Annotated in this window: 14 protein-coding genes; 2 read left to right on the top strand and 12 right to left on the bottom strand. The window is 45.3% G+C overall.

Annotation, left to right across the window (positions count from 1 at the left end):
* Positions 1-46 precede the first annotated feature (46 nt).
* A complete protein-coding gene (locus tag MKY16_RS04595; protein ID WP_340954325.1) occupies positions 47-1,477 on the top strand; it encodes a pyridoxal phosphate-dependent decarboxylase family protein in 1,431 nt (476 codons plus the stop codon).
* A 194-nt stretch (positions 1,478-1,671) separates the two neighbouring features.
* Here MKY16_RS04595 and MKY16_RS04590 read toward each other — a convergent pair whose 3' ends face one another.
* The 7 genes from MKY16_RS04590 to MKY16_RS04560 form a co-directional block, all read right to left on the bottom strand.
* Entirely contained in the window at positions 1,672-2,241 is a 570-nt protein-coding gene (locus MKY16_RS04590; RefSeq protein WP_340954322.1) for an SF0329 family protein, read from the bottom strand.
* Between the two features lie 53 nt (positions 2,242-2,294).
* A complete protein-coding gene (locus tag MKY16_RS04585; RefSeq protein ID WP_209949973.1) occupies positions 2,295-3,284 on the bottom strand; it encodes a tRNA dihydrouridine synthase in 990 nt (329 codons plus the stop codon).
* A 253-nt stretch (positions 3,285-3,537) separates the two neighbouring features.
* Positions 3,538-3,786 (bottom strand): N-6 DNA methylase, encoded by a 249-nt coding sequence (locus MKY16_RS26090; RefSeq protein ID WP_069012884.1) that lies wholly within the window; start codon positions 3,784-3,786, stop codon positions 3,538-3,540.
* 13 nt (positions 3,787-3,799) lie between these two features.
* Positions 3,800-5,608 carry a 23S rRNA (uracil(1939)-C(5))-methyltransferase RlmD gene (gene rlmD / locus MKY16_RS04575; RefSeq protein WP_340954318.1) on the bottom strand — a complete coding sequence of 603 codons (1,809 nt, stop codon included), beginning with the start codon at positions 5,606-5,608 and terminating at the stop codon, positions 3,800-3,802.
* A 222-nt stretch (positions 5,609-5,830) separates the two neighbouring features.
* A complete protein-coding gene (locus MKY16_RS04570) occupies positions 5,831-6,712 on the bottom strand; it encodes a diacylglycerol kinase (protein ID WP_013308843.1) in 882 nt (293 codons plus the stop codon).
* Positions 6,713-6,885: 173 nt separating this feature from the next.
* Positions 6,886-7,674, bottom strand: a complete 789-nt coding sequence (locus tag MKY16_RS04565) for a sirohydrochlorin chelatase (RefSeq protein WP_209949971.1) — start codon at positions 7,672-7,674, stop codon at positions 6,886-6,888.
* Positions 7,674-7,964 carry a YerC/YecD family TrpR-related protein gene (locus tag MKY16_RS04560; RefSeq protein WP_007428885.1) on the bottom strand — a complete coding sequence of 97 codons (291 nt, stop codon included), beginning with the start codon at positions 7,962-7,964 and terminating at the stop codon, positions 7,674-7,676. The genes MKY16_RS04565 and MKY16_RS04560 overlap by 1 nt, the downstream gene beginning before the upstream one ends.
* A 226-nt stretch (positions 7,965-8,190) precedes the next feature.
* Between MKY16_RS04560 and MKY16_RS04555 the strand changes: the two genes are divergently transcribed.
* Positions 8,191-8,706, top strand: coding sequence for a tyrosine protein kinase (locus tag MKY16_RS04555; RefSeq protein ID WP_165149959.1), 516 nt, complete (start codon positions 8,191-8,193; stop codon positions 8,704-8,706).
* Positions 8,707-8,712: 6 nt separating this feature from the next.
* Here MKY16_RS04555 and corA read toward each other — a convergent pair whose 3' ends face one another.
* From corA to MKY16_RS04530, 5 genes are all read right to left on the bottom strand, one after another.
* Entirely contained in the window at positions 8,713-9,672 is a 960-nt protein-coding gene (corA, locus tag MKY16_RS04550) for a magnesium/cobalt transporter CorA (protein ID WP_029517120.1), read from the bottom strand.
* A 557-nt stretch (positions 9,673-10,229) separates the two neighbouring features.
* Positions 10,230-10,958: an amino acid ABC transporter ATP-binding protein gene (locus MKY16_RS04545; protein ID WP_029517121.1), complete on the bottom strand. Its 729-nt coding sequence runs from the start codon at positions 10,956-10,958 to the stop codon at positions 10,230-10,232.
* Positions 10,951-12,399: an amino acid ABC transporter substrate-binding protein/permease gene (locus MKY16_RS04540; protein ID WP_340954313.1), complete on the bottom strand. Its 1,449-nt coding sequence runs from the start codon at positions 12,397-12,399 to the stop codon at positions 10,951-10,953. The genes MKY16_RS04545 and MKY16_RS04540 overlap by 8 nt, the downstream gene beginning before the upstream one ends.
* A gap of 239 nt (positions 12,400-12,638) precedes the next feature.
* Positions 12,639-13,628 carry an inorganic phosphate transporter gene (locus MKY16_RS04535; RefSeq protein ID WP_029517123.1) on the bottom strand — a complete coding sequence of 330 codons (990 nt, stop codon included), beginning with the start codon at positions 13,626-13,628 and terminating at the stop codon, positions 12,639-12,641.
* Between the two features lie 14 nt (positions 13,629-13,642).
* The gene (locus tag MKY16_RS04530) at positions 13,643-14,257 is read right to left on the bottom strand and encodes a DUF47 domain-containing protein (RefSeq protein WP_007428879.1); all 615 of its coding nucleotides are present in this window, start codon (positions 14,255-14,257) and stop codon (positions 13,643-13,645) included.
* Positions 14,258-14,304 lie beyond the last annotated feature (47 nt).

Here is a 14,304-nt window from a genome sequence, read left to right as displayed (position 1 = left end):
AGATGTTATATTATACTTTGGTTGAAGTTAAACAAAGGAGATGCTTATGATGAATCAAGAACTAAATCAACAATTAGGTGAGATTATTGAGCAGTTCATACATTCATTTATAGCAGAAAACAATAACATTCGATCTCAAAAAGTAATCAACACTGCAGATGGGGATACAATAGCTCATTTAAGGGGAATTGGTTTTCCGAAAAAAGGAAGACCGATACAAGAGGTCGTCGATGAAATGAGGAAAAACGTCTATCCTCACCAAACCTTCATGCAACACCCTCGCTTTTTCGCATTGGTTCCTGGTCCAATGTCTCTTTACTCGTGGTTAGGAGATATCATGACTAGCGCCTATAATACCCATGCCGGAAGCTGGATGCTGAGTTCGAGCGCAAGCCTTTTAGAGGGGGAAGTGATACGGTGGATGTGTGACCAAGCAGGATATCCCAATACTGCTGGAGGCTTATTTCTGTCGGGCGGATCGCTGTCGAATTTGACCGCTTTAGCGGCTGCACGCAATGCAAGGTTATCCGAGCAGGAATATGCCATTGGAACTGCTTATGTTTCAGATCAAACTCATTCATCGGTCGCCAAAGGGCTACGCATCCTCGGATTCCGTAGTGATCAAATCAGAAAGGTTCCAAGTGATAAAAATTTTTGTATAGATGTTTCAGCCTTAGAGAAAAAAATAATGGATGATCAGACGGCTGGCATGAAACCTTTTGCGATCATTGCCACGGCAGGCACAACCAATACAGGAAGCATTGACCCGCTAAACGAAATTGCTGACCTATGTGAAAAACATAATATTTGGTTGCACGTGGATGGAGCTTACGGTGCGTCAATTTTGGCTTCTTCGAAATATAAGTCTCTTTTGAGCGGGATATCGCGTTCAGATAGTATCACCTGGGATGCACACAAATGGCTAATGCAGACCTATTCCTGTAGCGTGGTTTTAGCCAAAGATAAGCAGCAACTCAAAAACTGCTTCAGCACACGCCCAGAATATTTGAAGGATGCCGAGACTAATGAAGAATATATTAATTATTGGGATTTGGGTCCAGAGTTAACCCGGCCTGCTCGAAGTCTGAAACTATGGGTGACACTGCAAGCTTTAGGCACGAATGCTGTCGGTGAAGTTATAGAGCATGGAGTTCAACTCGCAGAATGGGCTGAAGATGAAATCAAAAAACATAATCATTGGGAAATTGTATGCCCCGCACAATTAGCGATTGTTAATTTTCGATATGCACCACCTGGGCTATCCGACCAGGAATTAGATCCACTCAATAAAAGGATCTCCCAAGAAATGGTGACGAACGGGTACGCCACAGTGCTTACGACACAACTCAATGGAAAAACGGTTCTCAGAATCTGCGCAATTCACCCGGACACTACGGAAGATGAGATAAGAAATACAGTTCAGCTTTTATCGAATATAGCAAGATCATTGAATGAGAGAAAAGTTTTTTTGCGATGAAAAATTTTGAAACTAATTGCTACGATTTCTGTAAATAAGCGAAAATATTCAGCATCACACAAATAAGAGGGGCACGCCGCCCCTCTTTGCTGTTTTCCCAGACATCCAAATTATTTGCCATTGTGCAATGCAGCAACAATGAACAGCACTCAACCCTAAAACGACTTGCCCCCATCAATGAAAGTTATTTATTTTCATAACGTATTACGCCGTAGTTCATAAAAATACTGCACAATGGGATGCTTTAACTTCATCTTCTCGGTCATGTTTAATATTCGCTTTTTTCCAACTCGTCTGTCCACTAAAGCTAGAATATTCAATAAGATATCATTACTCTCTAAGCTTTCCTCTATAGAAGTAGTTAAAAATTTATTAGCTACAACATTAAAATTAGACTTGCTTAATGAGGCCTGTGCTGATAAAAGATCCTTTGCATGTTCTGATATTTTTCTACCTCTTGCAATTACTTGTAGACGATCCTCCGGAACGTTCCCATTAGTATCTTTTCTGACCGTTTCAATTTCTTCATTGCTGATAGGAACTTGGATATCTGGATCATTCTTGATTTCCAACTCCGTCTGATACCATTTGATCGGACTAGTGATATCATTCATATTGAGTATGTTCTTCTTATCTACAGTTATATAACAAATTCCAGACTTATCAGGCAGATAACGGTAACTGGTCGCTCGGTATTCGACCCTTCCGTCTAACGCAGGACAGCGGAAGCTCTCCAGTTGTTGCTTCAATTTACTCCAGGACATATATCCTCCTATGTTTTCAATGCCTACTAACAGCCGCCCCTCAACTTGGCAATTTAATTTCCACGTTCCTCTACCTCATCATGATCCTTGCTTCCAAACTCATCAAGCAATGTACGCACTTCACTTGTTGATTTGGCGTTCATTAAGCTGTTTCTGAGTTCACTTGCCCCTCGGAATCCACGGACATATATTTTGAAGAAGCGGGCGAGAGGGCTGAACGAACGTGGCTCCTGCGCTGAATAATGATCATGGAGATCTAGATGAAGCCGCAGCAGTTCAAGCAATTCCTCACTGCTGTGTTCCTTCGGCTCCTTCTCAAACGCAAATGGATTCTGGAAAATACCACGCCCAATCATAATGCCATCCACACCATATTGCTCAGCGAGCTTCAAGCCGGTCTGACGGTCCGGAATATCTCCGTTAATGGTCAGCAGTGTATCTGGTGCCACCTCATCACGAAGTTTCTTAATCTCCGGAATTAGTTCCCAGTGAGCGTCTACTTTGCTCATTTCCTCTCTTGTCCGCAGATGAATGGACAAATTCACAATGTCTTGTTTCAAAATATGGGTTAACCAGTCGCGCCATTCGTCTACGGCAGTGAAACCGAGCCTTGTTTTTACACTCACGGGCAATCCCCCGGCTTTGGCGGCCTGAATGATATCCGCTGCGATTTCGGGATGGCAGATCAGGCCGCTTCCCTTCCCATTCTCGGCTACATTCGCTACAGGACAACCCATATTAATATCGATGCCTTTGAAGCCTTCTTTCGCCATACCGATGCTCATTTCACGGAAATATTCCGGCTTATCTCCCCAGATATGGGCCACCATGGGCTGTTCATCCTCTGTAAAAGTCAAACGCCCGCGTACACTTTTGTTCCCCTCCGGGTGACAATAACTCTCTGTATTCGCAAACTCCGTAAAAAACACATCCGGTCTGGCTGCTTCACTTACGACATGGCGAAACACAACATCCGTCACATCTTCCATCGGTGCCAGTATAAAAAAGGGTCGTGGCAACTCACGCCAAAAATTATTCGTCATATCAAAAACTCCTCTATAAATACCAGGACAAATCTTTGGTCCCAAAATGGTAAAGCTAATCTGTTCATGTCCTTGCTTCTTCTTCACATATATCATGTTTAAGCAACGTAGTTCAAACGGCAGTATATGTTAAGCATAGACATCTAAATGAGTATATCATACCCAAGAGAGGAGCAGACTCCCCAAAAGACTCGCAAAAAAAGGAAGAGCGCAGCCCCTCCTTGCCATCTTCTATAACGTACTGCACCGCAGTTCATAGAAATACTGCACGGCATAACTTCCCCCAGCCTACGTCGTTCCCATGCGAATAGCTTAAAAAAAGAGCCGAGGAATAATATCCTTGACCCTTTTCGTCAATTTCTACACATGAATACCTAAAATTTTCAGCTGATGCCACACGAGCATATTTATCAACATCTACACGATTTAGGTACGTTTCGATAATCTTATTGATGTTTTTATCAGTAAGTTTGTTTTGATTTTCACCTTTTTCAAACGCCAATACACCTCAACTATTAGCCTTTTCTGACCAACAGCGCAACACTCTCCACATGAACCGTATGCGGAAACATATCTACAGGCTGTACTTCCACTGTTTTATACCCGCCATCCTCCAGTATCTTTAAATCCCGCGCCAGTGTGCTTGGGTTACAGGATACGTACACCACACGTTCTGGCTTCATCTCCAGAATGGTGTCGAGCAGGCGTGGATCACAGCCCTTACGGGGCGGATCGACAACGATAACATCAGCTGTGATCCCTTGCTCTTTCCATGCAGGAATGACGTCCTCGGACGCGCCTACCTCAAACTTCACATTGCGCATTTCGTTCAACAGCGCATTACTCCGTGCATCGTCGATGGCTTCTTTGACGATCTCCACCCCATACACCTTGTCAGCATGCTGAGCGAGGAACAAGGAGATCGTGCCGATGCCGCAATACGCATCAATCACCGTTTCTTTGCCTGTGAGCCCGGCATATTCGACGGTTTTGCCATACAGCACTTCCGTTTGTACGGGATTCACCTGATAAAAGGATCTCGCAGAAATCGCAAACTGTACGTTTCCAATGTAGTCGTAGATCACGTCACGACCCCACAGTACACGAGTCTCGTCGCCAAAAATAACGTTCGTTCGCTTTGTATTCACGTTCTGGCATATGCTTGCCACGTGTGGAATATGCTCACGGATACTGCCGATCCACGCATCTGCATGCGGAATATCTCGTCCATTCGTGACGAGCACCAGCATCATTTCACCCGTGCGAAAAGCGGTCTTTACAACGACATGGCGCAGTAGCCCACGTCCGGTTTCTTCATTATATGCACTGATGCCCAGCATTCGGCCAATCTCTTTCACACGTGCGACAACTTCGTCATTACGCTCGTCCTGAATGAGACAGGTGTTCATATCCACAATGCGATGGCTGCCACGTGCGTAGAAGCCACCGACAAGCCCGCCCTCTGTGACACCAATCGGCACCTGGGCTTTGTTGCGATATCGCCAAGGCTCACTCATACCGAGTGTAGGATGCACGACTACGCCATGTACACGCGATATGCTGTCGGCATTTCCATCCGCATTCATGGCCGAATCAGCAGTCGTGACTGTATCGGCCTCACCATCTGTATCCGCAGAAGCAGCCAAGACCTGTGCAGTATGCTCACTGGGCTCTGTAGCCACACTCAGCTTCCCGATACGCTCCAGCACATCCACGACATGCTGGCGTTTCCAGCTGAGCTGCGCTGCGTAGCTCATGTGCTGGATCTGACAGCCACCGCATTGATCGTAGATAGCGCACGGAGCTGCAATCCGGTCAGGGCTAGCCTGCGTGATATCCAACAGCTTGGCATAGCCATACTGCTTTTTCGTTTTCAGCACCTTTACCCGTACCTTTTCCCCCGGTAACGCACCCGGAACGAACAGCGTAAAACCCTCAACACGTCCTACACCCTCGCCATCGTGGTTCATGCCGATGATGTCTATCACAGCCTCATCGTTCTTTTGCACAGGCAGATCGCTACGCTCTACAATTGACCGGTTACGATTGGAAGCATCATGACTTCGTCCACCGTTGGAAGAAAGACGAGTATCTCGTCCGTTCTTTCTCTTCTTCCGATCCGAATCATTCATATTTTCATTCACATTTCCATTTTTATATTTGATTTCGGCTTGAAGTAACCCATTTCCAGCTCTAACTTGAGACTGTTCCGGTTCGCTCTCTCTTGTCGCCTTCATAGTCTTTTTGTGCTGATTTCCTTGAACAGGAGTTGCTGTTGCTGCATTCCGGCGGCTTTTTCCACGTCCGCTACGGTTATTCGTCATGATTGTCACTTCTTTCTGATCTTCTTTTTATGCGGTATTTTCCTTCGGACGTCTAATTAGAATGGTCATCTAAACATACAAACATCAACTCGAAAATGCCGTTACTCCCCACGGAGAACGGCAAGAACCAATATGTTCACACAAAAAAACAACTACCTACTCTGCATTCCATATACTATATTGCGTTGCCGTCCGGAAGCAGAAGTATTTCCTCATCATTCCTCACCGGAAAACATTCAAATGATGCGGTAAATTCCGGAAGGTCGCTGGCAAGGTGCCCCCTAATTCGCCATCCAGGTTAAGCTGGACATAGCCAGGTGAGGTCACTTCCATGTAATCTGTTTTGAAATAAACAATCTTCTTGTCCTGCAAATGCTCACCACGTAGCGCGAGTGTTACCAATCGGATCATTTCCGCCAGATTGCATTTCCGCACAGCGATGACATCGAGCAGCCCATCATCTATTGTCGCCCCGGGAGCAAGCTTTTCAAACCCACCCACCGAATTCGTATTTGCAATCAGGAAGAGCATAAACTCGTCGTGGATCACTTCCTGACCCGATGCCTTGATGATCAGCTCCTGTGGTGCAAGGCTGACCATCTTCTCCATACCTTTAAAATAATACGCCAACTGGCCAATCATCGTTTTGAGCTTGCTCGGAACTTCATACGTAAGCTCGGTTAAAGTTCCCCCGCCTGCAATGTTGATAAAGTAGCGGTCATTCGCTTTTCCGATATCCAGTGGCTTCGGATTTTGACGAATAACGAGGTCGCAATAATCCTCCCAGTGCTTGGGGATGCCCAATGCTCTGGCGAAATCATTCGTCGTCCCCAGAGGAAACACACCTAGGGGCGGGCGGTTTTCTCTTTCAGCCATGCCGTTAATGACCTCATACAATGTACCGTCGCCACCAGCGGCGATAATCATGTCATACCCACGCTCAATGGCCTCTATTGCCGCACGTGTTGCGTCCCCTTCACCCGTAGTTGCATGGCAAGAGGCTTCAATACCACCTTCATCCAGGCGCTGCAAAACATCCGCAAGACGACGCTTCATTTCCTCACGCCCAGAGGTCGGATTATAGATTAATCTAGCTCTTTTCATTCCGTTACGCCACCCGTATATTTAATGATATTTATATTCACATCGCAGTTCATCATATTCAGTCTGTACAAAATATCATCATACTGGAAAAAGACCTCTTTTACAATAAAAGAAGCCAGACTTCGCCCAAATAAGGAAATTTAAGGCTTAAATGACGTTATAGCCGAACCAGACTATCTATTACTTGACCTCGCTTGCTTCTGCATGCTTTGCAATAATTCATGAATTTGCCTGTCTATCCAGCTTGTGAGCAAAGGATGCGGCAATAAAGGATCTCCCGAATAACGGTATTCGAGCCCCTGCAAGCGTTTAGGAATTATGTGACTTGTAAAATATCCCGAACTCAAAAATAGCGGCGCCACAATAACATCATGACCCCGATCCTGATTCCAGTACGCTGCCTTGTCGTACACACTCTCGGGATTTAGCAAAGCGTAGTCCGTGATGATACCACTCACGTTTTGCACCGTACGGGCCAACGAAGAAATCCCCTGCTCCCAGCGCTGAAAAAAGCCGTTGTGCACACTGCCGTGACCTACGAGTAAAATAACCTCTCCCGCAGGATCGGCCGACAGCAGGCGAACCTTGTCCCACACCATGTGAGCAACATCTTCTCCGTCATCCAGCGGGCTACCAAAATGCACTCGGGCTTTCAATCGAAACGGCTCCAAATCTGTTTCTTTGTCCGGCGCATCTTTGACACCCAGCGCATAGCTAATCTCATCTACATGCGTACTGCCTGATGACACAAACAAAGGAATAACCAATATATCTGTTACACCCAAGGCTTCCAGACGGTCAATACCATTTTGAATCAATCTTTCTTTAACCGTTTCCAAAAATGAAACCTCTACCGGTATTTCTTCCGGCAAATGAAGCTTTGCAACTGCCTGATCCACCTGTTCTACCCAATATGGCTCCCTAGAGCCATGGCTGATGACCAGTATCCCAGGGCTCCGCATTAGCGTCCCAGACGTTCCAGAGTCATTTTGTACCCGTCATTACCGTAGTTCAGGCAACGTTTAACACGTGAAATGGTAGCTGTACTGGCTCCTGTCTCTGCTTCAATCTGATTATATGTGCTGCCTTTGCCTAGCATACGGGCAACCTCCAGACGTTGGGAGAGGGATTGAATTTCGTTAATCGTGCACAGATCATCAAAAAACACATAGCATTCTTCCAAATTTTTAAGAGTTAAAATAGCTTCGAACAATTGATCAATACTTTTATCATTAAGCTTTTTAAGCTGCATGGATTATCATCTCCCAAGGTTACGATCTCTCCTCATTGTACCTGAGGAATAGTCAGTTTTTCAAGCATTAACGGTTTCACGCATTACAGAACAACATTATGATCATAGAAACATACCGTACGAATGCCCAAATCCGCTTTTATACCTGATTTCGGGACACGCGCCTAAACCCACTGTGCGTTTGTAACATACAGTAGAGTATCAACCTGCAAAGGAATGTGATCTCATGCCTGGACATTACTATCATCGGAGGGCGCAAACGCGTGCCATTTCCGATCCGTATAGTTCATCTCCTTATCCTGGACTCGATCCATACAGCGAGGTTCCGCAAGTCGATTCCTCCGCACTGGTTCCTTACGAGGCGCCAGCGAGTATAACAGACTCTGCCGTGGTTACGCCAGACCCCGCCCCTGCCAAAGGAGGACTGCTTGGCGGCCTTGGCAATCTTGGTAATCTCAACGATATTAAAGGTATTATTGACCGTATGGGCGGTATTGACGGGATTGTTGCTACGGTCGGCAAGGTACAAAAGATCATGTCTAGCGTACAGCAATTTGCTCCGATGGCAAAACTGATTATGGGCTCGCTCCCAGCATTCAACAAAAACGCAAGCAAAAAATCTACAACACAAATTACTGAGGAACTGGATGAATATACACCACCACGCCGACGCCGGAAAAAGACACAGCGCAAAAGTACCACTACCCCGCGCAGACGTCCGCGCAAACGCACAAGAAAGTAGACTATACTATTTGAACCAGCCTCGGCGCATAAACCAGACCACCATGGCAACACTCAACAAAAACATGAAGAACAGTACGCCAAAATATCCATATTTCCAGCCCAACTCGGGCATATTCGAAAAATTCATACCATAGATTCCTGCAATCAGCGTCAAGGGCATAAAAACGGTCGTAATTACGGTTAGCGTCTTCATAATTGAATTCATGCGGTTGGAATTGAGCGATATATAACTGTCTCTCAGGTCGGCTGTCATCTCGCGGTCGGCCTCCAGCATGTCTGTCAACTTCAATAAATGATCATATATATCGGTAAAATAAGCCATATGATCTCCTTGGCCCTGCACATGCTGCGAATTCAAAACTCGGTACATCAGATCACGCATGGGTACAATGGTACGGCGCAGCTTGAGCAGCCTGCCACGCAGGTCAAACACCTGCTTCATTAATTCCTCTACGGATTCGCGACCGCCCAAGCCCTCCAGCTCAGCCAATTCGTCCTCAATCATAAAAAGGCTCGGAAAATAGTTATCTACCAGCTTGTCCATCACTGTGTAGGCTGCAGCCAGCGGTCCTCGCGACCATATTTTGCGTTCATTCGCATGCTGGACAATCCGCTCCCAGGCTTGATCCAGCTCCTCTAACTCATGATGGTGATATGTTACCAAAAAACGAGCGCTGATAAACATATCCACTTCTTCCGCAGCTAACGTATCTACATCGAGCGCATGCACGACCAGAAACTGCACATCCTCGTAATAATCCAATTTGGGACGTTGCAGAACATGCATACAATCCTCCACAGCCAATGGGTGAAAATGAAAATAACTTGTCAGCAGCTCCGTCTCGCGATCTGTAGGCTCGCTAAAATCTACCCACATCCATATGTAATCCTCCATGACGATCTGATCCAATGGTTTTCCCACTGTTACCTGATGATCATGGCCTATAGCCAATGTACGTATCACCGTACGTCCCCCTCGCTTACACTTCCGTCTGATATGTTATTTATATTTTATATAAGCCAATCAGCATTATACAAATCTCACGCTCTACATTTCCATACACTAAATAAGAAAAGGATATCTCAGGGTCAACAAGCCATCCCAAGATATCCTTTATCCTCGTGCAGAGCAGTTCTTATCTTCAAAGCAAGCCTTCCACTTCAGAATTTTGCAAAATTCTCACTTATGAAAATAAACATCATAAGCCACTAAGCGGTCGGAGGCTTACCTCGCCCCTCGGCGCAGCAAGCAAAGCGCTGCGCCAATTCCGCTGCCTATACTCACTCATTTAAAAGTGGGGCAGGCTTTTGCGAAGAAAGATGCAGATTTAGCGAGTAGTATCGTAGCGGGCCATTTGAATCTGGAGAAGCGAAGCGTTCGCCTTTGTCCTAGAATTTTCACCTTATAAGGTCTTTTATAAATCGAAAAAATTCAAGAACAACAGCGATCGAAAGATCAAATGGAACGCGGAGCGGTCTCACACTACGTCCTCACCTGCACTCACGGCAAACCTTGCCCACTTACAATACTTTTTCTAAGAAACTAATAGTCCGTTCATTTTTCGGATTACCAAATACCTCTTGTGGCGTTCCTTCTTCTACGATGTAACCACCGTCCATAAAAACAACACGGTCGCTTACTTCGCGTGCAAAACCCATCTCATGCGTTACGATCATCATCGTCATGCCTTCACGCGCCAGATCATTCATTACGCCAAGCACTTCGCCCACCATTTCAGGATCGAGCGCCGAGGTAGGCTCGTCGAACAGCATAATGTCTGGGTTCATGGCCAGCGCACGTGCAATCGCCACACGCTGCTTCTGACCGCCGGAAAGTTGTCCTGGCAGTGCATCTGCCTTATCGGCCAACCCCACACGATCCAGCAGCTTCATGGCCGTTTCCCGGGCCTCTGCCTTGGACTGCTTCCCCAGTTCAGTCGGCGCGAACATAATGTTCTTAAGCACGGTCATATGCGGAAACAGATTGAAGTGCTGAAATACCATACCTATATTTTCACGAACTTTGTTAATGTCCACGTTTTTGTCACTCAAGTTGTAGTCATCGACAATGACCTCACCTGCGGTAATTTCTTCAAGCATGTTCATACAACGCAAAAACGTACTTTTCCCCGAACCAGACGGGCCAATGACACACACAACTTCGCCTTCACGTACTTGCATGTCGATGCCTTTTAGCACTTGATTACTACCATAGCTTTTTTTCAGGTTTTTAACGATAATTTTACCCACGGCGAACTCTCCCTTCAAGACGGTTGGAAATTTTGGTCAGGACTGTAATGACGATAAGATACATCACCGCTACTACCAGCCAAATATCAAAGGATTGGAATGTCCGCGCAATAATGATCTTACCCGATTGGGTCAATTCGACCAGACCGATAACAGACAAAATGGACGTATCCTTCAACGTAATAACCAACTGATTGATAAACGACGGGATCATGATTTTCACAGCTTGTGGCAAAATGATTTTAAGCATAGCCGTCCGATAGGGTAGACCAAGCGAACGGGCTGCTTCCATTTGTCCCGGATCAATGGACTGAATACCACCACGGATAATCTCAGTTACATACGCACCCGCATTCAGGGATAGCGTCAATACAGCCGCAACAAAAAGTGGCATTTTGAAGTCCAGTGCCTGTGGAATACCAAAGTAAATAAAGAAAGCAAGCACGATCAGCGGAATACCGCGGAATATATCGACGAAAACAGTTGCAATACCACGGAACACCTTGTTATGGCTTACTTTCATAAAGCCAAACACCAAACCTAGGATAAAGGCTACGAGTAAAGATACAAGTGTGTACAACAACGTATTTCCCATGCCTTTAATCAGCGAAGGCAGCGAAGCGGAAATCAGCCCCCAGCGGCTGGTCTCTACAGGCGCCACACCTTTGCCCGATTCGCCAAGGTATTTAGCCAAAATCTTATCGTATTCCCCGCTATTACGCAGATTAACAAGCCCTGCATTAAATTTCTCCAGCAACTCCTTGTTTTTGCCTTGGTTAACAGCAAACCCGTAAGAAGCACCTTTTTCCTTATCTGTTACCAGCTTAAGGCCGTTATTCTGGTTTACACCGTATGCCAGTACCGGATAGTCATCAAAGCAGGCAACCGAATTACCTGTTTTAACTTCATCATACATTTGAGAAGAATCGTCGAACGGTACTGTAGTAAAGCCGTATTTGGCCTTAATGGACTCTGCGAATGTATAACCTTCCGTTCCTGTTTTGACAGCGACACGCTGCCCTTTCAAGTCCTCATAGCGTTTAACCGTATCATTATCCTTACGGACCGCCATGACGACGCCTGAATCAAAATAAGGCTCAGAAAAATCAAATTTCCGCTTGCGTTCATCGGTAATACTCATCCCGGCAATGACACCATCCACTTGATTCGTTTCAAGGGCCTGCACTGCCGCGTTAAAGCCAAGAGGCTTAATGGTATATTCAAAATTCTGATCCTTGGCAATAGCCGCCAGCAAATCCATATCAATTCCGACGAATTTACCATCTACATCTTCAAACTCAAAAGGCGCGAACGTTGTATCCGTGCCGATATCATACTTTGTTTTATTTTCTGCATGCGCCACTACACCGAAATTACCGGCTAAGGCAACCACAAAAAACAAACAAATCATGAGTGCTATTAGTTTTCTAGATTTTTGCATAATTTCCTCCAGTCAGTTGAACGGTTCAAAGTTTTCTGTTTATTCTACAGGAGTTATTAAAAATTGACTACTTTGATGTCAGGTATTTTTGAAAAACGTTTCATGGAACTATCTGGATGTGTAAACTTCGAAGAAGACGTTTTGCCCCAGAATGCCAATAAGCCCCTGCCGCAAAAAGCGGACGGAAGCTTATTGTGTATTCTATAGTGTGTACCTATTTTTCAAGAAATAATAATGAACTAGAAAAGAATTTTGAAAATCAATCCAGATAACAGCGCAGCAATCGGTATCGTTATCACCCAAGTAATAATAATTCGACCGGCCAGCGACCAACGCACAGCGGAAAAACGCTTCGCAGAACCCACACCCAAAATAGCCGAAGTAATGGCATGAGTGGTACTTACGGGCAAATGAAGCAATGTAGCTGTGAAAATAACAGAGGCTCCCGAAATGTCGGCTGCGAATCCGTTAATTGGCTCGATTTTAAAAATCTTGGTTCCCATCGTCTTGATGATTTTCCAGCCTCCGATAGACGTACCCAGCGCCATGGCTGTTGCGGCTGAAATTTTTACCCACATGGGTACTTCCAAATGGTCCTGATACCCCGACGAAACGAGTGCGAATGTAATAATCCCCATCGCCTTTTGAGCATCATTCGTACCATGCGTGAACGACTGAAGCGCTGCTGTAATGACCTGCATTGTACGGAACCCTTTGTTCACCGTATGCGGACTACGATGAGCGAAGATGTATTTTAAAATCATCATCACGATGTAACCGACAACAAAAGCAATCAACGGGGAGAAAATAAGTCCTTCGACAATCCCGATGAAGCCGCTCCAGTTTAATTTTTCCGATCCTGCACCTACATACACCGCTCCAGCCAATGCACCAATCAATGCATGAGAAGAGGATGAAGGAATACCGAACCACCAGGTTAAGAGGTTCCAGATAATCGCAGCGATCAGCGTCGCAATGACGATATCAATTCCATTCGTAAGCTTGGTTGGATCAGCGACACTTCCACCAATGGTCTTCGCAACCCCTGTAAACAATATTGCCCCGAGAAAGTTCATGACCGCAGCCATAATAATCGCACGTCGCGGGGTCAATGCACGGGTCGATACCGAAGTTGCAATCGCGTTCGCCGTATCATGAAAACCATTAATAAAATCAAATGCCAGAGCAAGAAAAATAACAATACCTAATACCAGTAAACTTGTATCCATGTAAAAGGACTCCCTTACGAGTTACGCATAATGATGGATTCCAGCATATTTGCAACATCCTCGCATGAATCCGTTGTCGTTTCAAGGCGTTCGTACAATTCTTTGCGTTTAATCAGTTCAATAGGGTCAGTTACAGTTGCAAACAGGTTTTTGATGCAAATACGCAACAATTCATCCCCCTGATTTTCCAAATCATTCAGACGAATAGTGTATTCACGAATGGCCAGCAATTTTTTCTGCGAAAGCAAATGTACAGCTTTCTGAATTTCGTAAGCTGATTGACGCAAAATATCAGCGAACTGCACAATATACTCGTCCGGCTCCGTAATGTTGTACATATAAAAACGGGAAGCCGTCGCTTCAAGACCGTCCAACACATCATCCATGGTTGTTGTCAGTTCCATGATGTCGTCGCGTTCCAACGGCGTAATGAAGGTCTTGTTCAGTTCAGTAATAATCGTGTGTGTGTAATCATCACACTTATTTTCATACTTCTTCATTTCATTTGTAAACAAAGTCACATCTTGAAGATTTGAAGTATGTTGGGCAAAATAATCGGCTGCTTGCACGATCGTATCTGCCATATTTTCCAACGTCTCGAAGAATATATCCTTTTTCTTCAATCTCATAACGATTACCCCTTTACGAAAATATCCGCAACCTGTTTCGACTGCAA

This window comes from Paenibacillus sp. FSL L8-0641 (assembly GCF_038006265.1).
Lineage (GTDB): Bacteria > Bacillota > Bacilli > Paenibacillales > Paenibacillaceae > Paenibacillus > Paenibacillus polymyxa_D.
The sequence above is the reverse complement of the archived record's forward strand: the minus strand, read 5'-3'. Positions and strand labels throughout refer to the sequence as shown.